25 protein-coding genes are annotated in these 26297 nt (G+C 71.8%); 9 read left to right on the top strand and 16 right to left on the bottom strand.

Features of this window, described 5'->3' with window-relative positions; all coding sequences use genetic code 11:
- Nucleotides 1-5: 5 nt before the first annotated feature.
- The 5 genes from ABZV77_RS00755 to ABZV77_RS00735 form a co-directional block, all read right to left on the bottom strand.
- Nucleotides 6-791, bottom strand: coding sequence for a hypothetical protein (locus ABZV77_RS00755; RefSeq protein WP_356248846.1), 786 nt, complete (start codon nucleotides 789-791; stop codon nucleotides 6-8).
- Nucleotides 791-2086, bottom strand: a complete 1296-nt coding sequence (locus ABZV77_RS00750; protein ID WP_356248844.1) for a VWA domain-containing protein — start codon at nucleotides 2084-2086, stop codon at nucleotides 791-793. The genes ABZV77_RS00755 and ABZV77_RS00750 overlap by 1 nt, the downstream gene beginning before the upstream one ends.
- 125 nt (nucleotides 2087-2211) lie before the next feature.
- The gene (locus tag ABZV77_RS00745) at nucleotides 2212-3441 is read right to left on the bottom strand and encodes an FAD-dependent monooxygenase (protein ID WP_356248842.1); all 1230 of its coding nucleotides are present in this window, start codon (nucleotides 3439-3441) and stop codon (nucleotides 2212-2214) included.
- A 32-nt stretch (nucleotides 3442-3473) separates the two neighbouring features.
- On the bottom strand, nucleotides 3474-4079 hold the full coding sequence (locus ABZV77_RS00740; protein ID WP_356248840.1) for a peptidase: 606 nt from the start codon (nucleotides 4077-4079) through the stop codon (nucleotides 3474-3476).
- Between the two features lie 56 nt (nucleotides 4080-4135).
- Entirely contained in the window at nucleotides 4136-5347 is a 1212-nt protein-coding gene (locus tag ABZV77_RS00735) for a pyridoxal phosphate-dependent aminotransferase (RefSeq protein ID WP_356248838.1), read from the bottom strand.
- 84 nt (nucleotides 5348-5431) lie between these two features.
- Here ABZV77_RS00735 and ABZV77_RS00730 point away from each other — a divergent pair, with 84 nt between their 5' ends.
- Nucleotides 5432-6118, top strand: a complete 687-nt coding sequence (locus tag ABZV77_RS00730) for a helix-turn-helix domain-containing protein (protein WP_356248836.1) — start codon at nucleotides 5432-5434, stop codon at nucleotides 6116-6118.
- Here the strand turns inward: ABZV77_RS00730 and ABZV77_RS00725 are convergent.
- Complete coding sequence (locus ABZV77_RS00725) at nucleotides 6099-8195, bottom strand: MMPL family transporter (protein WP_356248834.1); 2097 nt, start codon at nucleotides 8193-8195, stop codon at nucleotides 6099-6101. The genes ABZV77_RS00730 and ABZV77_RS00725 overlap by 20 nt on opposite strands.
- Nucleotides 8196-8295: 100 nt before the next feature.
- Nucleotides 8296-8769: a MarR family transcriptional regulator gene (locus tag ABZV77_RS00720; RefSeq protein ID WP_356248832.1), complete on the bottom strand. Its 474-nt coding sequence runs from the start codon at nucleotides 8767-8769 to the stop codon at nucleotides 8296-8298.
- On the opposite strand from ABZV77_RS00720, the gene ABZV77_RS00715 reads away from it, so the two are divergent.
- The 3 genes from ABZV77_RS00715 (at nucleotide 8699) to ABZV77_RS00705 (ending at nucleotide 11539) form a co-directional block, all read left to right on the top strand.
- Nucleotides 8699-9334, top strand: coding sequence for a helix-turn-helix transcriptional regulator (locus ABZV77_RS00715; RefSeq protein WP_356248830.1), 636 nt, complete (start codon nucleotides 8699-8701; stop codon nucleotides 9332-9334). The genes ABZV77_RS00720 and ABZV77_RS00715 overlap by 71 nt on opposite strands.
- A gap of 343 nt (nucleotides 9335-9677) precedes the next feature.
- Nucleotides 9678-10556 carry an oxygenase MpaB family protein gene (locus ABZV77_RS00710; protein WP_356248828.1) on the top strand — a complete coding sequence of 293 codons (879 nt, stop codon included), beginning with the start codon at nucleotides 9678-9680 and terminating at the stop codon, nucleotides 10554-10556.
- Nucleotides 10557-10633: 77 nt separating this feature from the next.
- Nucleotides 10634-11539 (top strand): HipA family kinase, encoded by a 906-nt coding sequence (locus tag ABZV77_RS00705; protein ID WP_356248826.1) that lies wholly within the window; start codon nucleotides 10634-10636, stop codon nucleotides 11537-11539.
- 12 nt (nucleotides 11540-11551) lie between these two features.
- On the opposite strand, the gene ABZV77_RS00700 is transcribed toward ABZV77_RS00705, so the two are convergent.
- The 6 genes from ABZV77_RS00700 to ABZV77_RS00675 form a co-directional block, all read right to left on the bottom strand.
- A complete protein-coding gene (locus ABZV77_RS00700) occupies nucleotides 11552-12205 on the bottom strand; it encodes a fasciclin domain-containing protein (RefSeq protein WP_356248824.1) in 654 nt (217 codons plus the stop codon).
- 81 nt (nucleotides 12206-12286) lie between these two features.
- Nucleotides 12287-13975 carry a sulfite oxidase gene (locus ABZV77_RS00695; RefSeq protein WP_356248822.1) on the bottom strand — a complete coding sequence of 563 codons (1689 nt, stop codon included), beginning with the start codon at nucleotides 13973-13975 and terminating at the stop codon, nucleotides 12287-12289.
- 24 nt (nucleotides 13976-13999) lie between these two features.
- The gene (locus ABZV77_RS00690) at nucleotides 14000-14767 is read right to left on the bottom strand and encodes an anti-sigma factor (RefSeq protein ID WP_356248820.1); all 768 of its coding nucleotides are present in this window, start codon (nucleotides 14765-14767) and stop codon (nucleotides 14000-14002) included.
- Nucleotides 14764-15348 (bottom strand): sigma-70 family RNA polymerase sigma factor, encoded by a 585-nt coding sequence (locus tag ABZV77_RS00685; RefSeq protein ID WP_356248818.1) that lies wholly within the window; start codon nucleotides 15346-15348, stop codon nucleotides 14764-14766. The genes ABZV77_RS00690 and ABZV77_RS00685 overlap by 4 nt, the downstream gene beginning before the upstream one ends.
- Before the next feature lie 153 nt (nucleotides 15349-15501).
- On the bottom strand, nucleotides 15502-17130 hold the full coding sequence (aceB, locus tag ABZV77_RS00680; RefSeq protein ID WP_356248816.1) for a malate synthase A: 1629 nt from the start codon (nucleotides 17128-17130) through the stop codon (nucleotides 15502-15504).
- A gap of 247 nt (nucleotides 17131-17377) precedes the next feature.
- Nucleotides 17378-18052 (bottom strand): nucleotidyltransferase family protein, encoded by a 675-nt coding sequence (locus ABZV77_RS00675; RefSeq protein WP_356248814.1) that lies wholly within the window; start codon nucleotides 18050-18052, stop codon nucleotides 17378-17380.
- Between the two features lie 165 nt (nucleotides 18053-18217).
- Here ABZV77_RS00675 and ABZV77_RS00670 point away from each other — a divergent pair, with 165 nt between their 5' ends.
- Nucleotides 18218-18532 (top strand): DUF5955 family protein, encoded by a 315-nt coding sequence (locus tag ABZV77_RS00670; protein ID WP_356248812.1) that lies wholly within the window; start codon nucleotides 18218-18220, stop codon nucleotides 18530-18532.
- A 349-nt stretch (nucleotides 18533-18881) separates the two neighbouring features.
- Nucleotides 18882-19316: a phage tail protein gene (locus ABZV77_RS00665; RefSeq protein ID WP_356248810.1), complete on the top strand. Its 435-nt coding sequence runs from the start codon at nucleotides 18882-18884 to the stop codon at nucleotides 19314-19316.
- Between the two features lie 162 nt (nucleotides 19317-19478).
- On the opposite strand, the gene ABZV77_RS00660 is transcribed toward ABZV77_RS00665, so the two are convergent.
- On the bottom strand, nucleotides 19479-20948 hold the full coding sequence (locus tag ABZV77_RS00660) for a PLP-dependent aminotransferase family protein (protein WP_356248808.1): 1470 nt from the start codon (nucleotides 20946-20948) through the stop codon (nucleotides 19479-19481).
- A gap of 116 nt (nucleotides 20949-21064) precedes the next feature.
- Between ABZV77_RS00660 and ABZV77_RS00655 the strand changes: the two genes are divergently transcribed.
- Nucleotides 21065-21565: a universal stress protein gene (locus ABZV77_RS00655; RefSeq protein WP_356248806.1), complete on the top strand. Its 501-nt coding sequence runs from the start codon at nucleotides 21065-21067 to the stop codon at nucleotides 21563-21565.
- Nucleotides 21566-21702: 137 nt separating this feature from the next.
- On the opposite strand, the gene ABZV77_RS00650 is transcribed toward ABZV77_RS00655, so the two are convergent.
- Nucleotides 21703-22518, bottom strand: a complete 816-nt coding sequence (locus ABZV77_RS00650; protein WP_356248804.1) for an IclR family transcriptional regulator — start codon at nucleotides 22516-22518, stop codon at nucleotides 21703-21705.
- A 359-nt stretch (nucleotides 22519-22877) separates the two neighbouring features.
- Here ABZV77_RS00650 and allB point away from each other — a divergent pair, with 359 nt between their 5' ends.
- On the top strand, nucleotides 22878-24251 hold the full coding sequence (allB, locus tag ABZV77_RS00645; protein ID WP_356248802.1) for an allantoinase AllB: 1374 nt from the start codon (nucleotides 22878-22880) through the stop codon (nucleotides 24249-24251).
- A 4-nt stretch (nucleotides 24252-24255) separates the two neighbouring features.
- On the top strand, nucleotides 24256-25371 hold the full coding sequence (alc, locus tag ABZV77_RS00640) for an allantoicase (protein WP_356248800.1): 1116 nt from the start codon (nucleotides 24256-24258) through the stop codon (nucleotides 25369-25371).
- Between the two features lie 71 nt (nucleotides 25372-25442).
- Here the strand turns inward: alc and ABZV77_RS00635 are convergent, their stop codons facing one another.
- Complete coding sequence (locus ABZV77_RS00635) at nucleotides 25443-26246, bottom strand: 3-oxoacyl-ACP reductase family protein (RefSeq protein ID WP_356248798.1); 804 nt, start codon at nucleotides 26244-26246, stop codon at nucleotides 25443-25445.
- Nucleotides 26247-26297: the final 51 nt, after the last annotated feature.

Below are 26297 nucleotides of genomic sequence, written 5' to 3'. Positions count from 1 at the left end.
CTGCGCTACATCCCCTGCGGAACCCGCGCGGGCCGTCCCGAACCGCGCGTCAGCGCGTATCCGCCGACGCCCGCGAGCGCCGCGAGGACACCGCCCGCCGCCGTCCAGAGCCAGCGCGACGACCACCAGCCGCCCGACCAGCCGTCCTCCGGCTCCACGGCGGCGGCGGTCTGCTGCTTGTCCGAGCCCGCGCCCGGCACCAGCGGCTCCGCGAGCGTCCCGTCGACCGCCTGCGCGCCGCCCGCGTCGGTCGCGGTGACCTTCGCCTCGGCCCGCACCGGCTGCCCCAGGTCGTCCGCCTTGAGGTCGGTGACGGTGAGCCGCAGGTAGTACGTGCCCGGCAGCGGATCGTTGGCCCACTGCTCCGACCAGGACCTGACGGTACGCAGTGAGCAGGACAGCGACACCGACGCGGCGTCCTGCGCGGCCGTCTTCGTGGGCGTGCCGAGTCGGCAGGCCTGACGGCGCCGCAGCCCGTCGTACACGTCGACCTGCCAGGTGGAGGCGGCGTGCCGGGTCGCGGCGTCGGGCAGCTTCACCGTCGCGTGCACGGTGGCGCGCTGACCGGTGTCCACGGGGAACGCCCAGTACAGGTAGTCACCCGTGGACGCCTCCGCGGTGGCCTCCTGGTCGATGCGGAGCGCGGTGGCGGTACGGAAGGACGTGCCCGCCTCCGTCACCGCCTCGGGCTTGTCGTCGTCGGCCGTCGCCGCTCCGGCGGTTCCGGTCAGCGCAAGCAGGGCCGCGCCGGTCGTCACGGCGAAACGCCGCACCACACGTGTCGTACGCATCAGTTGGTCCTCCAGACCGCGAAGCGCCAGCGCGAGACCCAGCCCCAGACCAGACCGGCGAGGAAGCCGACGAGGACGAGGAGGCCGAGCAGCCACCAGCCGTGGCCGAGCCCGAAGAAGGCGACGTCGGAGGCCTCGTCGGAGGTGTCCACCAGGTCCACGGCGAGCTCGACGGGGAGACCGGGGGACGTCTTGACCGCGGCGCCCGCCGAGAAGGAGTTGCTGACGCGCAGGCAGACGCTCTCCGCCGTGCCTTCCTCCTCGTCGTCGTCCGCCTCGGGCGTCGGGTACCGCAGCCCCGTCGAGATCACGTCGGTGCGCCCGTCGCCGGACTCCTGGCCGCGCACGATCTCGCGGCCGCCCGGCGTCTCGGCGCGCAGCAGCACGCCGTAGTCCTGGTTGACGGCCCGGTCGGCGGCGACGCTCACGGAGGCGCGCAGCTCCTTGCCCGCCGGGACGTCCACGCGGTAGTAGCGGTGCTCGGCGAACTTCTCGCGGTCGGTGTAGAGACCGGACTTCAGCTCGGGCGCGGCGGTGCACTCAGTGGCGCCCTTCGCCTCCACCGGGGTGACCACGGGGTCGGCCGCGCGGTCCACCAACTGCTTGACACGGCCGGAGAGTTCATCGGTGTGCCGGATCGACGTGTACGTGCCGCCGGTGGCCTCGGCGATGCAGCTCAGCTGGTCGCGGGTCTTGGCGTCGGGGACCAGGCCGAGCGTGTCGATGGTGAGGTGGATGCCCTTGGCGGAGATGTCGCGGGCGACCACGCATGGGTCGAGCGGCTGGCAGGTGTCCTCGCCGTCGGAGATCAGCACGATGCGTCGGCTGCGCTCGGCGTCGTCGTTCTTCGTCAGGTCGTCGGCGGCCTTGAGGAGCGTCGGGCCGATCGGGGTCCAGCCGGTGGGCGCGAGCGTCGCCACGGCGGTCTTCGCGTCGGTGCGGCCCGCCTTGTCGAGCTGCTCCACGGGGTAGAGCAGCTCGGTGTCCTTGCAGCCCGTCTTGCGGTCGTCGCCGCGGTAGTTGGCGCCGAGGGTGCGGATGCCGAGCGCGACCTCGTCCGGGGTCGCGTCCAGGACCTCGTTGAAGGCCTGCTTCGCGGCGGCCATGCGGGACTTGCCGTCGATGTCGCGGGCCCGCATGGACCCGCTGACGTCGAGGACGAGCTCGACCTTGGGGGAGGGCTGTGCCGGTTCGTCGCTGTCATCGGCGGCGGCGGGGCCTGCCGTGACGAGCCCGGCGGTCAGGGCGGCGAGCAGGGCGATGGCCCAGGCCGCCGGCCGTTGTCTTGTGATCATCGCCGGATACTATTGATCTCAGGTGTGCATCCCCAAAACGGCGTCAGAACGGCACCCGGCGCGAAGGCCTGACCACGCATCACGCACGCCGGTCCACGAGGGGAGGAGCGGGCGCGCGCGCCGCGTCAGCGCTTCAGCACACGCCCCCCGAACGCCCCGCTCCCGTCGGCCTGCTTCCACCACGTCTCCATCGCCGACTGGTCCATCGCCCGCCAGTCCGGCGTCGCCTGGACCAGCGCCCCGCCGAGCCGCCGCCCGAGGTCCACCATCGCGCGGCCGGAGACCGTGCGGTCGGTGTCGTACGTGTCCAGGGCGTCCGCCCAGGTGTCCGCCGTGGCGAGGGCGGACTCCAGGACCGTGGCGTCCTGCAGCGCCTTGACCGCGCCCGCGCCGGTGTGCGGCCGGGCCACCGCCGCCGCGTCGCCGACGAGCAGGACGCGGTCCGACGTGCAGCGCGGCGCGGTGAAGTCGTACATGGGCTGGAGGAAGAGCTCCTCGGGCGCCGTCTCGCGCAACAGTGCGCCCCAGTAGGGCGGCAGCAGGTCGTCGGCCACGTGGCCGACGTGGGCGGCGAGCGCGTCGGTCAGGCCGCCGGGCGGCAGGCTCGTGGGGCCGGTGAGCCGCAGGTCGAGGCCGAGTCCGAGGTCGAGGTCCGGGGGCGGCGCGGTGTACAGGACCCAGTTGACGCGGTGGCCGCCCGCGCCGTCCGGGATGCGGTAGATGATCACGTGACCGCCCGGGAAGACGGCGTACGCGCAGTCCTCCTCGGCCCACAGCTCCGGATCGCTCAGCCGGGCTTCGGGGAAGGCGCCGCGCCAGGCGAGGTAGCCCGCGTAGGCCGGGCGTACGTCGCCGAAGCGGGCGGCGCGGACGGCGGAGCGGTAGCCGTCGGCGCCGATCACGATGTCGTGGCGGGTGCTGTCCGTGTCGGTGGTCACCTCGACGCCGTCGGGCCCGGGCAGCACCTGCCGCACCGGTGATCCGGCGCGGAAGTCCACGCCCCGCGGAATGCGTCCGCGCAACTCCCGCCACAGCGGACCCCAGTTGTACGTGCGGAAGGGGAACGGCATCACGGCGATCTCCCGGCCCACCGGGGACGCGGCCGCGTCGTCCCGCACGTACCACCGCCGCCGCACGAGCTGCACCCACGGCATGCCCGCGTCCAGGTACCCGGCCGACTCCAGTTCGGCGTAGCGGGAGTCGTGCACGGCGAGTCCCACGCCGCGGTCCGCCAGGTCCCCCGTGGCCCGTTCGTACACGGTGATCTCGTCCGCGCCGCCGCGGTGCGCGGCCAGGGCCGCGGCGCACCCGGCGATGCTGCCGCCGACGACGGCGACCTTGCCTCCACGCATCATGGCGCCATCCTGGCAGTCCCGGTGACCACCTGTCAGCGCAGCGACACCCCGCGTCCGGCGAAGAACGGCTCGAACCGTTCGGTGGACAGTTCGGCGGCGCGGGTGGCGGCGTCGATACCCGACGGATTGTGGAAGTGCAGCAGCCCTTCGGCCGTGCGCCGGGTGAGGAGGACCAGATGGCCGCCGCGGCCCGGCGAGGGGCGGTGCGGGCGGCGGATCTCGAAGTGCACCGAGGCGATGACCTGCCTCCCCTCGTCGAGGAGCGCGCAGATCTCCTCGACGGTGAGGTGCCGGTGGACCTCGGCGTCGACGCCGAACTCGTCGCGGGCGTACTCGGCGAACGGGGCGTAGATCATGCCCTTGATCACCCCGCCCTCCTCCGTGTATGCACCGCGCTTGAGCGCGCCGTCCCGCAGGGTGAAGAGGGGCGGCGCGGACGGGCCGAGCGCCATCCGGAAGCAGGTGAGCCCGCACAGGTGCTTGCACCAGCGCGCGTAGTCGTCGAGGGTGGCCGCGCCCGAGGTGGGCCAGGCCGGGTCGGCGGCGGCGTCGAAGCCCTCGTACACGATGGGCGCGACGAGTTCGGGCGAGGCGAACTGGGTCTGGACGGGCTGTCCGCAGTCGGTGCAGGGCGGCACGGTGCTCCCGGCTTTCGGCGTAGTGGTCGGCTCCACCGGTGGTGTCACCGGTGGGATCACTGACGGTATCCGCTCAGGAAGCGGCCGATGCGGCTGATGGCCGCGTCGAGGTCGTCGGCGTAGGGGAGCGTGAGGATGCGGAAGTGGTCGGGGCGGGGCCAGTTGAAGCCCGTGCCCTGGACGACCTGGATCTTCTCCTGGAGGAGGAGGTCGAGCACGAACTTCTCGTCGTCGTGGATCGGGTGGACCTTCGGGTCCAGGCGCGGGAAGGCGTACAGGGCGCCCTTCGGCTTCACGCAGGAGACGCCCGGGATCTCGTTCAGCTTCTCCCAGGCCTTGTCGCGCTGCTCGTGCAACCGGCCGCCCGGCGCGGTGAGTTCGCGGATGGACTGGCGGCCGCCGAGCGCGGCCTGGATGGCGTACTGCGCGGGGGCGTTGGGGCACAGCCGCATGGAGGCGAGCATCGTCAGCCCCTCCAGGTAGCTCTTGGCGTGCTGCTGCGGCCCGGTGACGACCAGCCAGCCCGACCGGAACCCGGCCACCCGATACGTCTTGGACAGACCGCAGAACGTGAGGACGACGAGGTCCGGCGCGAGGGCGGCGACGCTGTGGTGCACCGCGTCGTCGTACAGGATCTGGTCGTAGATCTCGTCGGCGAAGACCATCAGGCCGTGCCTGCGCGCCAGGTCGAGGATGCCCTCCAGGATCTCCTTCGGATAGACCGCGCCCGTGGGGTTGTTGGGGTTGATGATCACGACGGCCTTGGTGCGGTCGGTGATCTTCGAGGCCATGTCGTCGAGGTCGGGGTACCAGTCCGCGGACTCGTCGCACACGTAGTGGACGGCCTTGCCTCCGGAGAGGGTCGTGACTGCGGTCCACAGGGGGAAGTCGGGGGCGGGGATGAGGACTTCGTCGCCGTCCTCCAGGAGGGCCTGCACGGCCATGGTGACCAGCTCGGAGACGCCGTTGCCGAGGAAGACGTCGTCCACGGAGACATTGTCGAGGCCGAGCGACTGGTAGCGCTGGGCGACGGCGCGGCGGGCGGAGAGGACGCCGCGCGAGTCCGTGTAGCCGTGTGCGTTCGGGAGCATCCGGATCATGTCCTGGACGATCTCCTCGGGCGCCTCGAAGCCGAAGAGCGCGGGGTTGCCGGTGTTGAGGCGCAGGACGCTGTGGCCCGCCTCCTCCAGTGCGTCGGCGTGCTCGATGACGGGGCCCCGGATCTCGTAACAGACCTCGCTGAGCTTGCTCGACTGCCGGAACTCCATGCGCTGTGCCTCCCGTGACGTGTGTTACTTGGTTTTACCAAGTCTCCGCTTGGAAAGTCCAACAACTTGCATAGACTATGTCGCATGCCACCTCAGCAGCCCCGGCCGAACGCCCGGTCCCGCCGAAGCTACGACCAGTACTGCGCCGCAGCCCGGGGCCTCGACGCCGTGGGCGACCGCTGGACCCTGCTGATCGTCCGGGAACTGCTCGCGGGCCCGCGTCGCTACACGGACCTGCACGCCGACCTGCCCGGCGTCAGCACGGACGTCCTGGCCTCGCGCCTGAAGGACATGGAGCAGCAGGGCCTGAGCACCCGCCGCAAGCTGCCCCCGCCCGCGGCGGCGTTCGTGTACGAACTGACCGACCGCGGGAGGGAGTTGCTGCCGGTCCTCAAGGCCATCGCCGCCTGGGGCGCCCCTGCCCTCGCGGAGCGCAGGCCGACCGACGCGGTGCGGGCGCACTGGTTCGCGCTGCCGCTGCTGCGGTCCCTTGCGGGTCTCGGCGCCGCGGGAGTGCTCGAAGTGCGGCTCGACGAGGGCTGTTTCCACGTGCGGACCGGCGAAGGCGCGGAGGGGTACGGCGAAGGAGCGGCCCCCGAGGAGCCCGACGCCCGCATCGCCCTGGACGCCGCGACGTGCGCGGCCGTCGCCCGGGGCGAGCTCACCCTCGGCGAGGGCGTGCGGGACGGCCGGGTCGAGCTCACCGGCGACGGCGTCCTGGCGAAGGTCTTGCTGGACCGGCAGGCAGGGGTCAGCGGGGCGTGCGGCTGAGGGCTCCCGGCCACCAGGCGGTGCGGCCGATGTCGCGGACCAGCGCCGGTACCAGCAGGGATCGTACGACCAGGGTGTCCAGCAGTACGCCGAACGCGACGATGAACGCGATCTGGACCAGGAAGGCCAGCGGGATCACGCCCAGGGCGGCGAACGTGGCGGCCAGGACGACACCGGCCGACGTGATGACGCCACCGGTGGCGGTCAGACCGCGCAGGACGCCCTGCCGGGTGCCGTGGAGGGCGGATTCCTCGCGGACCCGGGACATCAGGAAGATGTTGTAGTCCACGCCGAGCGCGACGAGGAAGACGAACCCGTACAGCGGTACGGACGAATCGGTGCCGCTGAAGCCCAGGACGTGCTGGAAGACGAGGGCGGACACCCCCAGGGTCGCGACGAAGTTGAGGGCCACCGTGGCGACCAGGAGCAGCGGCATCAGCAGCGAGCGCAGCAGGCCGACGAGGATCACCAGGATGATGGCCAGGACCACCGGCACGATGAGCGTGCGGTCGTGCTCCGCCGTCCGTTGGGTGTCGTACTGCTGGGCCGTGTAGCCCCCGACCAGGCCCTGGGATCCGGTCGCGTGGTGCACCGCGTCGCGCAGGCGCACCACGGTCTGCTTCGCGGCATCGCTGTCCGCGGGATCCTTCAGCGTGACATCGATGCGGACCCGCCCCCCGACGGTGCGGGGCCGGTCCGTGCCGGGGCGGCCGGAGGCGGTCACCGGGGAGGCGTCGGCGACGCCTTCCGTGCGCGCGGCCGCCGTGGTGACCGCGTCGAGGCGGTCCTCGTCGACGATCACGACGGCCGGGTTGCCCGAGCCGCCGGGAAAGTGCCGGCCCAGCGTTTCCTGCGCGGCCACGGAGGGCGCGTCGTTGACGAAGATCTCGTCCAGTGGCACGCCCTTGGACGTGAGGGTGGGGGCGAACGCGGCACACAGGCACAGCGCGGCAAGAGTGCCCGCCCACACCTTGCGCGGCGCGCGGTCCACGAGGGCGGCGACCTTCCCCCATACGCCGTCTCCGCGCGAAGTCTCCTGCGAGGTGCGGGGCTTGGCGGGCCAGTACGCGGCGCGCCCCAGCAGGAGCAGCGCCGCGGGCAGGAAGCTCAGCGCGCTCAGTACGGCGCACCCGATGCCGATCGCGCCGACCGGGCCGAGCGCCCGGTTGTTGGTCAGATCGCTGAGCAGCAGCGCCAGCAGACCGAGTGCCACCGTCGCGCCGCTGGCGATGATCGGGCCGAATGAGCGGCGCAGCGCCGCACGCATGGCCGTCGCCTTGTCCTGGGTCCGGCCGAGTTCCTCTCTGAACCGGGCGGTGAGGAGCAGCGCGTAGTCGGTGGCGGCGCCGATGACGAGGATCGACAGGATGCCCTGGACCTGCCCGTCCACGCGGACCACGGCATGGTCGGCGAGTACGTAGACGATCGCGCAGGCCAGTCCCAGGGCGAACACGGCGCCGATGATGATGACGAAGGGGAGCAGCAGACTCCGGTACACCAGCAGCAGGATCAGCAGCACGGTGGCCAGGGCGACGCCCAGGAGGATGCCGTCGATGCCCGCGAATGCGTCGGACAGGTCGGCCTGACTGGCCGCGGGACCGGCCAGTTGCACCGTTGTGCCGGGCACCTGCGCCGCACGCTTCTCGATCCGCTCCAGGGTCGGGGCCAGCTGGTCGCCCAGGTCGGACCGCAGGGGGACGACGCCTTGCAGAGCCCGGCCGTCCTTGGCCGCCAGCGCGGGCGACACGCGCCCCTCGATCCCGGGTGCGCCGTCCAGCGAGCGCAGGGCGCGGGTGGCGGCCGCCTTCTGCGAGGCCTCCAGGCGCCCCGACGGTGTGGCGGATTCCGCCGTCCACACGACGATGACCGGCAGCGACTCCTCCTGGTCGAAGGCGCGTTGCGCCTCGATGACCTTCGTCGATTCCGCGTTCCGCGGCAGGAAGGCGGCCTGGTCGTTGGTGGCGACCTCGCCCAGTTTCCCGGCGTAGGGGCCGAGCGCGCCGCCGATGCCGAGCCAGGCCACGAGCAGAACGACGGGCACGAGCCAGCGGGCGAGGCGTGGACCGGTGGGGGGCATGGGTCTCCTAGACCGCTCAATCCATCTCAATGAAAAAGAATCTCAATGATTGAATCAAATGGTGGCCGTGGCGGGCCATGGGGGTCCCGAGGCGTGACCCCTACGGGGCAGGCTGGGGCAGGTCGGAAAGTTCCTCGTTCAGTGCCGTGAGGAAGCTCAGGACGACGGTGAGTTCCTCGGTGCTGAAGCGGGTGCGGGCGCTCTCCGTGGCCACCGCGAGCGGCTGGAAGAAGGCCCGTGCGGCGGCGCGGGCGCTGTCCTCGTAGTGCAGGTGAACGACGCGGCGGTCCTGGCTCTCCCGGGAGCGCCGGATGTGCCCGGCCCGCTCCAGCCGGTCGAGGCAAGCGGTGACGGCACCGGATGTCAGGCCCAGATGGGCCCTGAGCCGTCCCGGAGTCATCGGCTCCTGGGCGTCGAGGATGGCACCCAGGGCCTGGACGTCGGTGGCGTGCAGCTCGTGACCGGCGGCGAACGCGTGGACCAGCCGGTTGATCTCGCCGTTCATGCGGCGCAACTGCACCGCGAACGACACCAGGTCGGTCGCCGGGCTGCTCTCGGGTGCTGGATCTTTCATGGACGCCACGCGAGCAGCCTATAGAGCCGTCCGGGGGAACTTGCGCATCAGCCCGTACGGGGCACCCGTACCGGATTGTCGTACAGGCATGAATTCCACAAGATCAACAGACAGTGCGGCTCCAACGGCTCCGGCAGGCCCGATCGGCCCCGCCCCGCTGCCGGACGCGGCAGACCGGCGCCATCTGCGCGAGCGCTGGGGACTGACACCGCAGCAACTCGCCTCGGCTTTCGGCGTGACGGCGGAAACGGTGCGGTCCTGGGAATCGGGGCGCACCTCGCCCCGGGGAGAGCGACGCCGGGCGTACGCACTGTTCCTCGCGGGCTTGGCCCAGCGGACGGCTCCCGCGCACCCGCCACGCGCCGACCGCCCGGTGCCCGGGGTCGTGCGGGTGGTGGCGGTGCGGCCGGGCGCGGCGCCCATGACGACCGGCCGCCCTGTCCGGGGGGAGCCCGACCCCGTCTGCCCGCGGCGCCTGCGCAGGCTGCGTGTGGTGGCCGCGGGGGTCGGTCTGTGGAGCATTTTCGTGCACCTCATGGTGACGTCCCCTGTCCCGCCTCTCTGAGAATCGCTCCCAGGTTGCGCGGGTACGGACGGCCACCTCGCGGGGTGCCCACGGCAGGGCGGGGGTCACCTGCCGCACGCAGTGCGACGTACGGCAGGTGACAGGCGGAAGAGGCCGACGGCCGGCTCCGGGCGGAGGGATTCCCGTCCTAGTCCGCCGGGAGTGCTCAGGCCGTCGGCGTCTTCCGCGCGCGGGCCCCTCACGAGCCCGTCACTGATGATCCGTAGCCGACCGGGCCGTGGATTGGTGCGGATTGCCGCATCTCGTCGGGGGCCGCATCCGAAGCCGGGCCCGTGCCGGTATCGCAGGTAGACCGTCGAGCGCGCAGGAGGCTGTGTCACTGATGACCTTCACGATGGTGCGTGCTCTCGACGCGGTGCGTGAGCGCGCCGGACAGGCGCTGTTCGCACGAGTGGCGGGCCCGGAGGGCCCCAGGAACAGGCAGCGGATCCATGGCACTCCAGGGCCCCGGTGGTTCGAGCTCGGGAGCCCGATCCACCGTGTGCACGGCGACAGCTCCATGTTCATCGGCGGCCTCTCCGCGCTGTTGCTGCAATCGCTCCACCCGGTGGCCATGGCGGCTGTTGCCGCCCACTCCGGGTATCGGGGAGACCCCTGGGGTCGCCTTCAGCGAACCAGTACGTTCCTCGCCACCACGACCTACGGCACGGCCGAGAGCGCGCAGGCGGCCTGCGCCCGGGTGAGAGCCGTTCATGCGGGAATCGGCGGAGTGACCGCGCGGGGAACGCCCTACCAGGCATCGGACCCCCACTTGCTGCTCTGGGTGCACGTGGCCGAGATCGACAGCTTCCTGAGGGCCCATCAAGAGTTCGGCGCGCGGCCCCTGACGCCGGGTGAGTGCGACGTGTACGTCGACCAGACGGCGCACATCGCGGGCGCCCTCGGGGTTCCTGACCCGCCCCGGTCCCTCGACGCGCTGCGACAGTGCCTCGACCGGTACCGCGGCGAGCTGCGGTGCACGCGGGAAGCGATCGAGACCACGCGCTACCTCCTGTTCAAGCCGCCCATTCCGCTGTCGGCCCTGCCGTTCTACGCCGCGCTCGCCACCAACGCCGTGGCGCTCCTCCCCGGCTGGGCGGCCTCGGAACTGCGCCTCGCGCGTGCCGCCCCCGTCGACCGATGGATCGTGCACCCGACGGGGCACGCCGTCACCGGTCTCATCCGGTGGGCGATGCGGGAAGGGCCGGGGTCGACGGCGTGACGGCGTGACGGCGTCGGGCAGGCCCGCCGCGGAAACCTGCTCGTGCCGGGCGCTGACCGCGGCATAAAGTGGCCGGTGTGCTGCGTGAAGTGACTGCTGTTCGCTATGTGAACCCGCTGCGGACCGGCGGCTCGGTGCCCGGTGTCGTCGAGGCCGACGACCTCGGGACCTACGTCGTCAAGTTCACCGGGTCGGCCCAGGGCCGCAAGGCGCTCGTCGCCGAGATCATCGTCGGTGAACTCGCGCGCCGCCTCGGCCTGCGCTTCCCCGAGCTCGTGCTGGTCCACTTCGACCCGACGGTTGCCGCCGACGAACCGCACCAGGAGGTCCAGGACCTGCTGCACGCCAGCGCGGGCGTCAACCTCGGCATGGACCTGCTGCCGGGCGCCGCGGACTTCACACCGGAGGCGATCGACGTCGACCCGCTGGAGGCCGGGAAGGTCGTCTGGCTCGACGCCCTCACCGCGAACGTCGACCGCACGGTGCACAGCTCGAACCTGATGATCTGGCCCACGTTCGGTGTGTACGAGCCGAAGCTGTGGCTCATCGACCACGGCGCCGCGCTCGTCTTCCACCACCGCTGGGGCGCCTCCGCCCCCGACAAGGCGTACGACTTCCAGCACCACGCCCTGGGCGCGTACGGCCCGGACATGGCGGCCGCCGACGCCGAACTGGCGCCCCTCGTCACCGAGGACGCCCTCCGCGAGATCGTCGCTCTCGTCCCCGACGCCTGGCTCGCCGACGAGCCCGGCTTCGACTCCCCGGACGCGGTGCGCGCGGCCTACGTGGACCACCTCCTGGCCCGCGCCCGCGCCTCGGCCGCGTGGCTGCCCACCTGCTTCCCCTCCCGTGACGAACTGGCGGCCGCCGACGCCCGGCGCGCCGCCGCCACCGAGAAGGGCCGACCCTCCTGGCTGAAGCGCGTCCCCGATCTGCACGGGAAGCCCGCTGCGCAGCAGGACTGGTCGACCCATCTCGGCTGACGGCAGCCGGTCTCACATCTTCGGCATCAGGACCGTGTCGATGATGTGGACGTTGGCGTTGGCCGTCTTGACGTTGCCGCAGACGACGTTCGCCGCGTCGTTCACCTTGTACGACTCTCCCGAACCGGACGTCGTGAGCTTGGACTTCTCCAGCGTCTCGTAGGAGCCGCTCGCCAGGTCCTTCGGCGCGAGCCGCTTGCCGACCACGTGGTAGGTCAGGATCTTGGTGAGCTGGGCCTTGTCGGCCAGGACCTTGTCCAGGTCGGCCTTGGGGATCTTCGCGAAGGCGTCGTTCGTCGGGGCGAAGACGGTGATGTCCTTGGCGTTGTTGAGCGTGTCGACCAGACCGGCCTTCTTGACGGCGGTCACCAGCGTGGACAGGTCGGGGTTGTTCGAGGCGGCGGTGGCCACGGGGTCCTTCGCCATGCCGTCGAAGCTGCCCTTGCCGTCCTTGGGCACGGACGAACAGCCGGGACCGAAGGGCTCCGTCATGCTGCCCATGTCCTTGGACGGGCTCTTGGAGGCGCTCGCGGTGGCCTTGTCCTTGGCGGTGTTGCTGCTGTTGTCGCTGCTGTCGTCGGAACAGGCCGTCAGGGCGACGGGGAGAAAGGCGACCGAGACGACGGCGACGGCGGCGCGGCGGACCCGGCGGGGGGTGGTGTTCATGACTTCTCCTGGTGTCGTGGTGAGATGAATGAGCTCGGGTGCGGCGCTCGACTCCGGTCTGTGCACGGAGGAGCGCGCGGGTCAGTCGACGGTGACCACCACCGAATGGCGGCCGCTCGCCCCGTCGGGGATCGTGCGGGTCCGCTTGTCGGTCTGGACGGCGCCCGTGCGGTCGGTCGCCCGCACGGTGAGCGTGTGACCGCCCGCGGTGGCCTTCCAGGGGAAGGACCACTGGCGCCAGGTGTCCCGGGTGTCCTCGGCCGCCAGGTCCGCGAGCTGCCAGGGGCCGTCGTCGACGCGCACCTCGACCTTGTCGATGCCGCGGTGCTGCGCCCATGCCACCCCGGCGACCATCACCGTGCCCGCCTTCGGCCTGGCGAACGGCCTGGGGGTGTCGATCCGGGACTGGGTCTTGATCGGCGCCTTGGCGGCCCAGTCGCGCTTGACCCAGTACGGGTCGTAGGAGTCGAACGTCGTCAGCTCGATGTCCTCGATCCACTTGCACGCGGATACGTAGCCGTAGAGACCCGGCACCACCATGCGGACGGGGAATCCGTGCGCGAACGGCAGCGGCTCGCCGTTCATGCCGAGCGCGAGCAGCGCGTCGCGGCCGTCCATCACGTCGTCCACGGGCGTGCCGATGGTCATGCCGTCCACGGACCGGGCGACCAACTGGTCGGCGGGGCCTCCCCGGGACGGCGGCTTCACCCCGCACTCGGCGAGCACATCCGCCAACCGCACCCCGATCCAGCGGGCGTTGCCCACATAGGACCCGCCGACCTCGTTCGACACGCAGGTCAACGTGATGTCCCGCTCGATCAGTTCGCGCCCCAGCAGGTCGGCGAAGGACAGGGTCCGCTCACGCGCGACGCCCTTGCCGTGGATGCGCAGCCGCCAGGTGTCGGCGTTCACCTTGGGCACCACGAGCGCGGTGTCCACCCGGTAGAAGTCCCCGGTGGACGTGACGAAGGGGCTGATGCCCGGCACGCGCAGCCGCGCGCCCTTGGGGACGGCGGAGGCGGGCGAGGCCGGAGCGGGCAGCACGATGCCTGCGCGCGAGGCGATGGCGTCCTTGCCGCGCGAGGCGTTGAACGCCCGGCCCAGGGCGCCGACCCCGGCCGACGCGGCCGCGGCCGCGGTGGCGGCGACGAGGAAGCGGCGCCGGTCCCACCCGGTTTCCCCGGGGGCCGGGTCCGCTGCGTCCGGGTCCGCCGTGCCGCCCGCCGGGACCGGAGCCGGGCGAGGCCTCAGCAGGCCCGCGAGCACGTACAGCAGCGCCGCACCGGCCACGGCGCCCGCCAGGGAGGGCAGTGCGTCCACGAGACCGGTGGAATCCGGCCGGGACGTCGCCGCGAAGGCACCGATCAGCCCGAAGAGCAGCACGCCCGCCGTGCCGACCCGACGGTGGCGCAGGGCGACGAGCCCCAGCGAGACGGCCAGGAGCGCAAGCACCGCGACGATGCCCGACTGCAGGACGAGCTTGTCGTCGGTGCCGAACTCCCGGATGGCCCAGTCCTTCACGGACGCGGGGGTGCGGTCGATCGTGGCGCCGCCGACCGCCACCACGGGCCCGGCCTCGGGACGTACCGCGGAGGACAGCAGCTCCGCCGCCGCGAGTGCGGCGAACCCGGCCAGCGCCCCGCTCAGGGCGCCCGCCGCGATTCGCCACAGGTCGCGGCGCGGTTTCGAGCGGTTCCGTTCTGTCGTCACATGGGGTATCCGAGGCCGACGGCCGTGCGGATTGGTGAGTTCCCCATCGGAATTCCCCATCGGATTCCCCATCCGATGGGGAGATCAGGCGGGCAGGTCCATCAGCGCCACGGGCGAGGAGGTCGGCTCGTCCGAACCGCCCGCCGGTTCCACCGTGACGCCCATCCCCGTCGCCTTGCCGACCCCGCCCCGCATCAGCACCGTCGCCGCCGACCGGTCGGGGTCCATGAGACCGGCCGAGCGCATCGAACCGCCGTCGTCGAACCAGAGTTGGTAGACCTTGCCGTGCGGCGGCCGTGCCATGCCGTCGGCCACGAACACGGCCTTGTCGAGGCTCTTGGAGACGACGACCGTCCCCCTGGCCCCTTCCGTGAGCTCGCCGGTACGGGTCCTGGCGTCCGGCGCGGCGAGCACCGCCGCGAGCTCCTGGGACTCCGTCCTGGCCTGCTCCTGCGCCTGCCGGGCTTCGTCGCGCGCGTCCTGCGCACGCTGGTGCTGCCAGACCGCGGTGCCGCCGAAGGCGACGGCCGCGGCGAGGCAGGCCGCAAGGGCCCAGCGGGCCGGCCCGCGTGTCCCGCGCGGCGTGGCGCTCGGCACCGGACCCGGTTCACCGCGCGGCACGTCCTGGCGGACGGTGGCGATGCGCCGCAGCACCTCGTCCTTCATGGCGGGGCGGGGCGTGACGGCCGACGCCAGCGCCAGGCGTGCGACGGTCGCGGTCAGCTCCCGTACCTCCTGGGCGCAGGGCGGGCAGAGCGCGAGGTGCTCCTCGAACTGCGCGCGCTCGGCGTCGTCCAGGGCGTCGGCGGCGTAGGCGCCGGTCAGGGTGTGCAGGTCGGCCGCGCTGTTCATGCGCTCACCCCCAGGCAGTCGCGCAGCCGGATGAGGCCGTCGCGGAGGCGGGTCTTGACGGTGCCCAAGGGGAGGGCGAGCAGCTCGGCCACCTGTCGGTAGGTCAGGCCGCGGTAGTAGGCGAGGGTCACGGACTGGCGCTGGACCTCGGTGAGGGCGCGCAGACACCGGCGCACCTGTTCGCGCTCCAGATGTGCCTCGACCTCCTCGCTGACCTCGTCGAACGCCGGGGTGCGGGCGAGCAGTGCGGCCTTCTGGTCGCGGGCCGTGGCCGCCTCCACCGAGCGGACCCGGTCCACCGCGCGCCGGTGCGCGAGCGTGAGCACCCAGGTCATCGCCGTGCCGCGGTCCGGCCGGTAGCGGGGCGCGGTGCGCCACACCTCGACCAGGACCTCCTGGGTGACCTCCTCGGACTGGGCGTGGTCGCGCAGCACTCCGCGCACGATCCCGAGGACGGGGCCCGCCACGGCGTCGTAGACACCGGTGAACGCTTGCTGGTCCCCGCGGGCGACCCGGGCGAGCAGCTCTTGCAGATCGGGGCCGGGTGCCGACCGGGACCCGATGCGGACGACTTCATTCACGCGCAGATCCTCCAGGGCGCAGACCGACGTACACCTCTGATACGTAGCCGACCGCGCCCCGGATTGGTCAACCTGCCACGCACTTCGCCCCCGGCGCTGTGCGGTGCCGGGGGCGAAGTGTCCACGTACGAGTGAACGTATGCGTGAAGGGTGTCAGCGCAGCTGCTCGTACGCCGGAAGGGTCAGGAAGTCCGCGTAGTCCGCGTCCAGGGAGACCTGGAGGAGGAGGTCGTGGGCCTGCTGCCACTTGCCGGACGTGAAGGCCTCGTCGCCGATCTCGGTGCGGATCGCGGTGAGCTCCTCGGCGGCGACCTTGCGGGCCAGGTCCGCCGTCGCCGTCACTGTCTCTCCGGCGTGCTCGAAGACGACGCCCGCGTTGATCCACTGCCAGATCTGCGAGCGCGAGATCTCCGCGGTGGCCGCGTCCTCCATGAGGTTGAAGATCGCGACGGCGCCGAGGCCGCGCAGCCAGGCCTCGATGTAGCGGATGCCGACCTGGACGGCGTTGACCAGGCCGTCGTAGGTGGGCTTCGCGTCGAGGGAGTCGATGGCGATGAGGTCCCCGGGCGCGACCTTGACGTCCTCGCGCAGCCGGTCCTTCTGGTTCGGCTTCTCGCCGAGGACCGCGTCGAACGACTTCATGGCGATCGGGACCAGGTCGGGGTGGGCCACCCACGAGCCGTCGAAGCCGTCGCCCGCCTCGCGGTCCTTGTCGTTCTTGACCTTCTCGAACGCGACCTTGTTGACCTCCGCGTCCCTGCGGGACGGGATGAACGCGGCCATGCCGCCGATCGCGTGCGCGCCGCGCTTGTGGCAGGTGCGGACGAGGAGTTCGGTGTACGCCCGCATGAACGGGGCGGTCATCGTGACCAGGTTGCGGTCCGGCAGGACGAACTTCGAGCCGCCGTCACGGAAGTTCTTGACGATGGAGAAGAGGTAGTCCCAGCGCCCCGCGTTGAGGCCGGAGGCGTGGTCGCGCAGCTCGTAGAGGATCTCCTCCATCTGGTACGCGGCGGTGATCGTCTCGATCAGGACGGTCGCGCGGACCGTGCCCTGCGGGATGCCGACGTAGTCCTGAGCGAAGACGAAGATGTCGTTCCAGAGGCGGGCCTCCAGGTACGACTCCGTCTTCGGGAGGTAGAAGTACGGGCCCTTGCCGAGCTCGATGAGGCGCTTGGCGTTGTGGAAGAAGTACAGGCCGAAGTCGACGAGCGCGCCGGGGATCGGCCGGCCGTCGACCTGGAGGTGACGCTCGTCCAGGTGCCAGCCGCGCGGCCGCATGACGACCGTCGCGAGCTCGTCGGCGCCCTTGAGTGCGTACGACTTGCCGGTGCGCTCGTCCGTGAAGTCGATGCGGCGCTCATAGGCGTCGGTCAGGTTGAGCTGGCCGAGGACGACGTTCTCCCAGGTGGGAGCGGAGGCGTCCTCGAAGTCGGCGAGCCAGACCTTCGCGCCCGAGTTGAGGGCGTTGATGGTCATCTTGCGGTCGGTCGGGCCCGTGATCTCCACGCGGCGGTCGTTCAGCGCGGCCGGGGCCGGGGCGACCTTCCAGGAGTCGTCCTCGCGGACCGCGGCGGTCTCCGGGAGGAAGTCCAGGGTGGAGGTGCGGGCGATTTCGGCACGGCGCTCGGCACGCCGGGCGAGGAGCTCGTCACGCCGGGGGGTGAACAGCCGGTGCAGCTCCGCCACAAAGGCGAGGGCCGCGTCGGTGAGCACCTCTTCCTGCCGGGGCAGGGGCTCTGCGTCGACGATGGCCAGCGGCGACGGCGCTAGTGCGGACATGTCCTGTCACTTCCTTCAGAGAGCTGCACGGACGGTGCCGGGCGAGCCGCCGGGCAGACGCGGTGGCACTGGGTGCCACAGGGGCCGAGGTACGGCTTTGGGGCCCCGTCCGAGGTAACGGGCCTTCTGGTCAGTGGATACTAGTTTCCTTATGGTGGAAGTTCAATGGTTTGTTGACGTCGAGATTCTCTTCGTCGACAGAACATGGCGCTGAGTGCCATGCCGGTCACTCCACGTGGGCCGGGGCTCAGGAAGCCCCGGAGGCCGGGGTTCCGGGGCCGGAAGGGAGGCCGGGGCCCGGGGCGAGACGGCTCAGGTCCGCCGCCGTGTCGATGTCGTACGCCTCCGCGACGTCCCCGCATTCCACGAGCGTGATCTCGCCCACGTGCTCCCGCAAGTAGTCGCGTGCCCCGCGGTCGCCGACCGCACTCGCCCCGATCCCCGCCCAGTGCCCGTTCCCGAACAGGACGGGGTGCCCCCGCTGCCCGTCGTACGCGGCCGCGGCGAGCGTCCGGGGCGAGCGGTACGCGGCACGGACCCGCGCCGTCGCCGCCGCGCCGATCCCCGGCTGGTCGACCAGCGACACCAGGGCGGCGGCCGCGTCCGTGCCCGCCAGCGAGGCGAGACCGGCGCGGAGGGACGAGCCCATGCCCTCCTCCCACTCCGGGTTGTCGACCAGCACACAGCCGGGGAGCGAGGCCCGCGCACGCACGGCGTCGGCGGACGCGCCGATGACCACGTGCACCCGCGCGCAGCCTGCCTCGCGCAGCACCCGCACGGCGTGCTCCACGAGCGGCCGCCCCCCGTGCTCCAGCAGCGCTTTCGGCCGCCCGCCGAGGCGCCGTCCGCCTCCCGCGGCGAGCAGCAGCCCGACGACCTCTCCCGCCCCGGCGGCCTGCGCGTTCCTCGGTTCTGTCGTCATGACTCCTGGATACACGAGACAGCCGCCCCGACGGCGTGTACGAAGTGGCGCATCCCGCATCAGGAACGGTTTACTGACCCGCGGCCCCCAGGTGCCCGACCAGCAACTGGCGAGTCAGTGGAATTGCACGAGAACAGCCGCACGACGGCGTGCGCAGGGGGAGCTGTGTTGCGGAGCGTGGAGCAGAGGCAAGTGACAGGGAGCGACGAGGACCCACGGGTGGCCGAACTGCGCGCCGCCGTTGCCCGGCTGCGCCGTGAGCTCGCCGCGCATCCGGCCGAGTTCACCGACCGCGGCATCGCCGAGGACGAGCTGGCCGCGCTGGCGGAGATGGCGTACGGCGGCGCCCCCGAGATCCCCAGGATGCGCAGGTCCCTGCTGCTCGTGGCGGGTGCGATCGGCTCGGTCAGCGCACTGGCGGCGGGGCTTGCGGCGGTGCGCATCGCGGTGGAGATGTTCGGCGAACCGAACGGCCGCTAGAGCTGGGGAATCGGTTCTGCTGAGGAGCGGCGCGGGGCGCCGCGGTCCCGGCCGCCGGGTTCCTCAGGGCCTAGGGGCCTAGGGCGTGTCCGATGAGTCCTGCCAGGACGCGCGGGGTCCGGCACACACGCTCGGTACTCCCGGGCAGCCACTCGGCACGACACCCGACCGGCCCCCTCGAGCACGCCCTAGCAGGGGTGATTGATGATGTGGCTGTTTGGGCAGTACGCCGGTCGGGCCGCGGCAAACGGTGTTCCACCAGAGAGGGAGCAACGGTTCCGCATCCGGGCGCATCGGCGAGCCCGAGCAGTAGCCCCCACTGCCGACGCACCGAACGAAGGAGCACGTCGTGGAAAAGCTCACCACTTTCCGGTTTCTCATCTCGCTCGGCAATTTCCAGGTGGAGACCGCCCAGAGCGTCAGTGACCTGACCTACGGCCAGGACGTTGTCGAGATCAAGCAGATGTCCGCCTCCGGAGACCTGATCATCCACAAACAGCCCGGCCCCCGCCAGAGCGGCGAAGTGACCATCACACGCGGTCTGGACAAAAGCCAGGTGTTCACGGACTGGGTGAAGAAGACGCTGGAGGACCGGGACCTCGACGCGGCGCGCGAGAACGTCACGATCACCCTGCTCGACGCCCAGGGCAACCCGGCCCGGTACTTTCACCTCTCCAACGCCTGGGCCAGCCAATGGAGCGGCCCCGGAGGCATGGACGCGTCCGGGGCCGACCCGGCCACCGAGACCGTCACCCTCCAGTACGACGACATCAGCGTCGAGTAGGCCGGGAGAACCGGATACCGAGGTGAGGGCGATGAGCGAGGAGATGGTCATCGCCTTCAAGGTCACGACCTAGGCAGAACAACCTCGATCCCGCGGCGGTTACTCGACCCACCGGACAAGCCCTAGCGGCCTCAGGGCATAGAGCCTTCAGGGCATTGGGCCCTACGCCACCCAGTGCCTACGGACCGTGTCGTCGACCGTGGGTCGGAGGTCGCCCGACAGGGCGGTCGCCAGACGGCGCACGGCCTGCTCCGCGAGGTCCGCGGAGAGCGTGTACGGGATGCGCAGCCGGTGCTCGTGCGTCCCCGGGTCCGCCCCGAACCGGGAGCCGCCCTCGATCCGCACGCCCTGCGCCAGCACCGCACGGGCCAGCGAGGACGCGATCGGCCGCCCCAGGTCCACCCAGAGCGAGAGCCCGCCGGGCGGCACCTGCCAACGCCACTCCGGCACATGACGGGCCAGCGACGCCGTGAGCGCCTCCCGCTGCGCCCGCAGCCGCGGCAGCCGCTCGCGCAGCACGTCGTCCATGCCGTGCAGCAGATGGAGCGCCACCAGCTGCTCGATGACGGGCGTCGCCATGTCGCTCGGCACCCGCTTTGTCGCCAGCTCGGTGATCAGCCTGGACCCGGCCCGCACCCAGCCGATCCGCAGGCCGCCCCAGTGCGTCTTGCTCAACGACCCGACAGTGATGACCTGTTCGCCCGCGCCGTGCGGCGCGAGCGAGGCGAAGGGCGCGGGCGGCGGTCCGTCCAGCGCGATGTCGGCGATGGTCTCGTCGATCAGCAGCCAGGTGCCGGTGGCACGGGCCGTCTCCAGGATGCGCACCCGCTGCTCGCGCGGCATCAGGCTGCCCGTCGGGTTCTGGAAGTCCGGTACGAGATACGCGAGACGGGGCGCCGCCTGCCGCAGCGACGACTCGACGAGGCCCGCGTCCCACCCGTCCTCCGTGACCGGCACGGGCACCGCGCGCAGACCGGCGCCGCGGATCGCGTCCAGGGCGTTCGGGTACGACGGGTTCTCGACCAGGACCCGGTCGCCCTGCCTGCCGAGGAGGGCCAGGGTCAGGGACAGCGCGTGCTGGGCGCCGGTGGTGATCAGGATCTGGTCGGGGAGGGTGGGCAGGCCGCGCCGCGTGAAGCGCTCGGCGACGGCTGACCTCAACTCCGGGATGCCGTACGGGTGGTAGCCCGGCGTCGGCGCGTGCTCGGCCAGCATCGCGCCCGCCGCGGCGAGCGCCGCCCCGAGCTCCGCCTCCGGCGCGCCCGGCGCCGCCACCGCCAGGTCGAGGACGCCGTCGCCCGCCGGGAACGCCGCCACGCTGGATGGCCGCTGTCCCTGCGGCAGCTCGGTCCAGGTGCCCGCGCCGCGACGGCTGAGGGCGTAGCCGCCCTCGCGCAGCACGTCGTACGCCGCCGTGACCGTGGCCCGGCTGACGGCCAGCGCCGAGGCCAGCTCGCGCTCGGCGGGCAGCCGGGTGTGCAGGGGGATGCGGCCGTCGAGCAGCAGGCGGCACACGCCGTGGGCGAGTGCGCGGTAGCCGGGGCGTTCGCCGACGGCGCCGGTCAGGAGGTGGGCCAGCTGACGGCTGCCCAGTCTCCTGTCCACTGCGTGGACCACATGTGCGTCTGCCATGCCAACTCCTGCCGATTGGCCCTGCTGCCCAGGCCAATCAGCGTACAGACTGCCGTTCGTAGCACTTCAGTCGGCTTGTTTGGCCTGGCTCGTGAGGCCCGGGGGAAGGAGCATCGATGCCGGAGCACGAAGCGGTGGTGGTGGGAGTCAGCGGTTCGCTCGCGAGCCTCGCGGCGCTGCGGGCCGGGGCGGAGCAGGCGCGGCGCGGGGGCCGTGTCCTTGTGGCGGTGCACGCCTGGGAGCCGCCGGAGGGGGAGGGGCTGTATCTGCGCCACCCGGATCCGCAGTGGGCGCGGCACTGGTGGACCGAGGCGCGGGCCCGCCTCGACCGTGCCTTCGACGAGGTCTTCGGCGGCGCGCCGCCCGGTGTCGTGTCCGAGCGCCGGGTGATCAGGGGGCGTCCCGGCCGCGTCCTGTGCGAGCTGGCGGCGCACCCCGACGACCTCCTGGTCCTCGGTGCGCGCCCCGGCAGACACCACGTGACCCGGACCCACCGTTACGTCCACACCCACGCGACCTGCGCGGTCCTCACCGTCCCCGCGCCCCCGGCCCCGAAGGGCATGCGCCGCACCCTGAGGCGCATGACGACGGAGGACTTCGCCCTGGCGAACCAGTAGGGGGTGGATCCCTACGGCGTGGGCGGGGCTCCTACGGCAAGATTGCGGTGCGGAGATACGGGTGGGCGGGTGGGAAAACACCCGCCGCGAAGCGGCGGCACCATCGCTCCCCCCCCCGGCGGAGAACCGCCCAAGGCTCAGGAGCCAGGCCCCGCACTGGCAAGCGCCGCCGAAAGCTCCACCGCCACCTGCTGCAGCACCGGCACGATCTTGTCCGTCGCCGCTTCGGTGACCCGGCCCGCGGGGCCGGAGATGGAGATCGCCGCGGCCGTGGGGGAGTCGGGTACCGGCACGGCCAGGCACCGGACGCCGATCTCCTGCTCGTTGTCGTCCACCGCGTACCCCGTGCGGCGCACGTCTTCGAGTGCGTCGAGGAAGCCCTCGGGCGTGGTGATCGTCTTCTCCGTGGCGGCGGGCATCCCGGTGCGGGCGAGCAGCGCGCGGACCTCGTCCGGCGACGTGTTCGCGAGCAGCGCCTTGCCGACGCCCGTGGAGTGCGGGAGGACCCGGCGGCCGACCTCGGTGAACATCCGCATGGAGTGCTTGGACGGCACCTGCGCGACGTACACGATCTCGTCGCCGTCGAGGAGCGCCATGTTCGCGGTCTCGCCGGTCTCCTCGACGAGCCGGGCGAGGTAGGGCCTGGCCCAGGTGCCGAGCAGTCGGGAGGCGGATTCGCCGAGGCGGATCAGGCGGGGGCCGAGCGAGTAGCGGCGGTTGGCCTGCTGGCGTACGTATCCGCAGGCGACCAGCGTGCGCATGAGGCGGTGGATCGTGGGCAGCGGAAGGCCGCTGCTGGCAGAGAGTTCGCTGAGGCCGACCTCGCCCCCCGCGTCCGCCATCCGCTCGAGCAGATCGAAGGCGCGCTCGAGGGACTGGACGCCACCGCTCGCGGCGGGGGTCTTGGAGGCGGCGGTTTCAGCAGGGGCGTCGCTGGCACTTGACGTCGGCACGGCGCGTTCCTTTCGGTGCTGGCGGGCAAGGGAGCAGCCTACCGGTCGGTTCGTCACGAGGGCTCTTGCTCGGCATGCCGTCGTCGCCGGTCAGGGGGCCTTTGTCCCCGTCTTCGCGGGGTTGTCCCGCGAACCCTCGACGCTCGCGTTGTGCATAGCTACGTTCTGGCAAGCGGAATTCTAATTCCACGTTGTGGAAACGTCCAGTCCGGGGCGAATTCGGCGCCCGCCGCGCCGGGGTGCCGAAGCACACCCTTGACGTCACGAGAGCAAGCGTGAAAACTTCTTCAACAGAACGTTGAATTCCGTTAAGCGGAAACAAAAGGTCTGTGTAGCGGAACAGAAGAGAGGGGACGCGGGTGTCCGAAAAGGACGTGGACGTGGACGCGACGGCGGGCGCGGATGTGGAACTGGTGCTCCGCTCGACCCGCGTCATCACCCCGGAGGGCACCCGGGCCGCATCGGTCGCCGTGTCCGGCGGGAAGATCGTGGCCGTCGAGGCGTACGACGCCGAAGTGCCGGACGGCGCACGCCTCGAAGACTTCGGCGACGACGCCCTGCTGCCCGGCCTGGTCGACACCCACGTCCATGTGAACGACCCGGGCCGCACGGAGTGGGAGGGCTTCTGGACCGCCACTCGCGCCGCGGCCGCCGGTGGCATCACCACCCTCGTCGACATGCCGCTCAACTCCCTGCCGCCCACTACGACGGTGGACAACCTGCGGACCAAGAAGGACGTCGCCCGCACCAAGGCGCACATCGACGTCGGCTTCTGGGGCGGCGCGCTCCCCGACAACGTCCAGGACCTCAAGCCCCTGCACGACGCGGGTGTCTACGGCTTCAAGTGCTTCCTGTCCCCCTCGGGCGTCGACGAGTTCCCCGAGCTGAACCAGGACCAGCTCACCGACTCCATGGCCGAGATCGCCGGGTTCGGCGGGCTCCTGATCGTGCACGCGGAGGACCCGCACGAGCTGGACGCCGCCCCGCACAAGAGCGGCCCCAAGTACGCGGACTATCTGGAGACCCGGCCCCGCGTCTCCGAGGACACGGCGATCGAAGGCCTCATCGCCGTCGCCAAGCGGATCGGCGCGCGCGTCCACGTCCTGCACCTGTCCTCCTCCGACGCGCTGCCGCTCGTCGCCGCCGCCAAGCGCGCGGGCGTCGAGCTGACCGTCGAGACCTGCCCGCACTACCTCACCCTGACCGCCGAGGAGGTCCCGGACGGCGCCAGCGAGTTCAAGTGCTGCCCGCCCATCCGTGAGGCGGGTAACCAGGACCTGCTGTGGGAGGCGCTGGCCGACGGCACCATCGACTGCGTCGTGACGGACCACTCCCCGTCCACCGCGGACCTGAAGACCGACGACTTCGCGACCGCCTGGGGCGGCATCTCCGGGCTCCAGCTGAGCCTGCCCGCCGTCTGGACCGAGGCCAGGAAGCGCGGTCACTCCCTGGACGACGTGGTGCGCTGGATGTCCACGCGCACCGCACAGCTGGTCGGACTCGACCAGAAGGGCGCCATCGAAGTCGGCCGCGACGCCGACTTCGCTGTCCTCGCGCCCGACGAGACCTTCACCGTGGACCCCGCGGAGCTGCAGCACCGGAACCGAGTCACGGCGTACGCGGGCAAGACCCTCAGCGGCGTCGTGAAGTCCACCTGGCTGCGCGGCGAACGCATCCTGCACGGCGGCGAGTTCAGTGAACCCGCAGGCCGCCTTCTGGAAAGGAACAACTGAAACAGTGACGGCGATACCCTCCTTCACCGGCGACGCGAGCCCCTACGGCGGCGGCGAGCCCTTTGCCGACTACCGCACGGCCGACTTCCCCTTCACCCAGTACGCCAACCTCGCCGACCGGCAGCTCGGCGCCGGTGTGATCGCCGCCAACGACGAGTTCTTCGCGATGCGCGAGAACCTGCTCCTCGCCCACCCCGCCGTGTTCGACCCCGAGCACTTCGGTCACAAGGGCAAGGTCATGGACGGCTGGGAGACCCGCCGCCGTCGCGGCGTCTCGGCCGAGCACCCGTGGCCCACCGCTGAGGACCACGACTGGGCGCTCGTCCGGCTCGGCGCGCCCGGTGTCATCCGCGGCATCGTCATCGACACCGCGCACTTCCGCGGCAACTACCCGCAGGCCGTCTCCGTGGAGGGCACCAGCGTCGACGGCTCGCCGACGCCCGAGGAGCTCTCCGGCGACGACGTGAAGTGGACGACCATCGTCCCGCGCACGCCCGTCGGCGGCCACGCCGCGAACGGCTTCGCCGTCGACATCGAGCAGCGCTTCACGCACCTGCGCGTCAACCAGCACCCCGACGGCGGCATCGCCCGCCTCCGTGTGTACGGCGAGGTCGTCGCCGACCCCGCGTGGCTCGCCGCGCTCGGCACGTTCGACGTCGTCGCCCTGGAGAACGGCGGCCAGGTCGAGGACGCGTCCGACCGCTTCTACTCCCCGGCCACCAACACCATCCAGCCGGGCCGCTCCCGCAAGATGGACGACGGCTGGGAGACCCGCCGCCGCCGCGACACCGGCAACGACTGGATCCGCTACCAGCTGGTGCAGCAGGCCGAGATCCGCTCGGTGGAGATCGACACCGCCTACCTCAAGGGCAACTCGGCCGGCTGGGCCGCCCTTTCGGTACGCGACGGCGAGTCGGGCGAGTGGGTCGAGGCCCTGCCCCGCACCCGCCTGCAGCCCGACACCAACCACCGCTTCGTCCTGTCCACACCGGCCGTCGGCACGCACGTCCGCGTCGACATCTTCCCGGACGGCGGCATCTCCCGCCTCCGCCTGTTCGGTTCCCTGACCGAAGACGGCGCAGCCAAGCTGGCGGCCCGCCACCAGGAGCTGGGCGGCTGACCCGCCCCCGCTGAACGTGGGGCGCGCCGGGTGGACAGCCCCGGCGCGCCCCGCACTCATGCCCGGACCCGTCAGGCGGCGTGACCGCCGTCCACCGACAGTTCCGTGCCCGTGATGTACGCCGCGTCGTCCCCGGCGAGATAGCCGACCAGGGACGCCACCTCGGTGGCCGAGCCGAAGCGGCCGAGGGCGGTCATGGCGCTCTGGGCGTCGGCGAAGGGGCCGTTCGCCGGGTTCATGTCCGTGTCGATCGGGCCCGGCTGGACGAGGTTCGCCGTGATCCTGCGGCCGCCCAACTCCCTTGCCAGCGCCTTGTTGAGGCCGATCAGCGCGGCCTTGCTCGTGGCGTACAGCGTGCCGCCGGGGCCGGGGACGCGCTGGGCCATGCAGCTGCCGATGGTGATGATCCGGCCGCCGTCGCGGAGCCGGGTGGCCGCCGTCTGGGAGGCCAGGAAGACCCCTCGTACGTTCACGGCCAGGACCCGGTCGATGTCGGCGAGCGACAGATCGGTGACGGGGCCGAGGACGCCGATCCCCGCGTTGTTCACCAGGATGTCCAGGCCGCCCAGGTCGTCGGCGGCGCGGTCCACCGCACCGGCCGCGTCCCCGGCGTCCGCCGCGTCCGCCCTGATGGCGAAGGCGCGCTGCCCCATGGCCTGGATCTTCGTGACCACCTCGTTCGCGGCCGCCTCGCCGTGGACGTAGGTGATGGCCACGTCCGCGCCCTCCTGGGCGAGCCGCAGCGCGATCGCCGCGCCCATGCCGCGGCTGCCGCCGGTGACCAGGGCCGTCCTGCCGGTGAGTCCGGTGTGTTTGGTGTGTTCGGTGTGTCCGGTGGGCTCGGTGGGCTCGGTGTGCTCGGTGAGAGAAGACATTTCAGAACCTTTCGCGTCATCACTAAGTGCTTGCGGGTTCAATGAAAGTCG

Origin of the sequence: Streptomyces sp. NPDC004732, assembly GCF_040609235.1 — a bacterium.
Lineage (GTDB): Bacteria > Actinomycetota > Actinomycetes > Streptomycetales > Streptomycetaceae > Streptomyces.
The sequence above is the reverse complement of the archived record's forward strand: the minus strand, read 5'-3'. Positions and strand labels throughout refer to the sequence as shown.

What these genes read in the sequence shown, in the direction of transcription:
- ABZV77_RS00755 (WP_356248846.1), bottom strand. Translation starts at nt 791, where the DNA reads ATGCGTACGACACGTGTGGTGCGGCGTTTCGCCGTGACGACCGGCGCG.
- ABZV77_RS00750 (WP_356248844.1), bottom strand. Translation starts at nt 2,086, where the DNA reads ATGATCACAAGACAACGGCCGGCGGCCTGGGCCATCGCCCTGCTCGCC.
- ABZV77_RS00745 (WP_356248842.1), bottom strand. Translation starts at nt 3,441, where the DNA reads ATGATGCGTGGAGGCAAGGTCGCCGTCGTCGGCGGCAGCATCGCCGGG.
- ABZV77_RS00735 (WP_356248838.1), bottom strand. Translation starts at nt 5,347, where the DNA reads ATGGAGTTCCGGCAGTCGAGCAAGCTCAGCGAGGTCTGTTACGAGATC.
- ABZV77_RS00730 (WP_356248836.1), top strand. Translation starts at nt 5,432, where the DNA reads ATGCCACCTCAGCAGCCCCGGCCGAACGCCCGGTCCCGCCGAAGCTAC.
- ABZV77_RS00725 (WP_356248834.1), bottom strand. Translation starts at nt 8,195, where the DNA reads ATGCCCCCCACCGGTCCACGCCTCGCCCGCTGGCTCGTGCCCGTCGTT.
- ABZV77_RS00715 (WP_356248830.1), top strand. Translation starts at nt 8,699, where the DNA reads ATGCGGCGCAACTGCACCGCGAACGACACCAGGTCGGTCGCCGGGCTG.
- ABZV77_RS00720 (WP_356248832.1), bottom strand. Translation starts at nt 8,769, where the DNA reads ATGAAAGATCCAGCACCCGAGAGCAGCCCGGCGACCGACCTGGTGTCG.
- ABZV77_RS00710 (WP_356248828.1), top strand. Translation starts at nt 9,678, where the DNA reads ATGACCTTCACGATGGTGCGTGCTCTCGACGCGGTGCGTGAGCGCGCC.
- ABZV77_RS00700 (WP_356248824.1), bottom strand. Translation starts at nt 12,205, where the DNA reads ATGAACACCACCCCCCGCCGGGTCCGCCGCGCCGCCGTCGCCGTCGTC.
- ABZV77_RS00695 (WP_356248822.1), bottom strand. Translation starts at nt 13,975, where the DNA reads ATGGGGAATTCCGATGGGGAACTCACCAATCCGCACGGCCGTCGGCCT.
- ABZV77_RS00690 (WP_356248820.1), bottom strand. Translation starts at nt 14,767, where the DNA reads ATGAACAGCGCGGCCGACCTGCACACCCTGACCGGCGCCTACGCCGCC.
- aceB (WP_356248816.1), bottom strand. Translation starts at nt 17,130, where the DNA reads ATGTCCGCACTAGCGCCGTCGCCGCTGGCCATCGTCGACGCAGAGCCC.
- ABZV77_RS00675 (WP_356248814.1), bottom strand. Translation starts at nt 18,052, where the DNA reads ATGACGACAGAACCGAGGAACGCGCAGGCCGCCGGGGCGGGAGAGGTC.
- ABZV77_RS00660 (WP_356248808.1), bottom strand. Translation starts at nt 20,948, where the DNA reads ATGGCAGACGCACATGTGGTCCACGCAGTGGACAGGAGACTGGGCAGC.
- ABZV77_RS00655 (WP_356248806.1), top strand. Translation starts at nt 21,065, where the DNA reads ATGCCGGAGCACGAAGCGGTGGTGGTGGGAGTCAGCGGTTCGCTCGCG.
- ABZV77_RS00635 (WP_356248798.1), bottom strand. Translation starts at nt 26,246, where the DNA reads ATGTCTTCTCTCACCGAGCACACCGAGCCCACCGAGCCCACCGGACAC.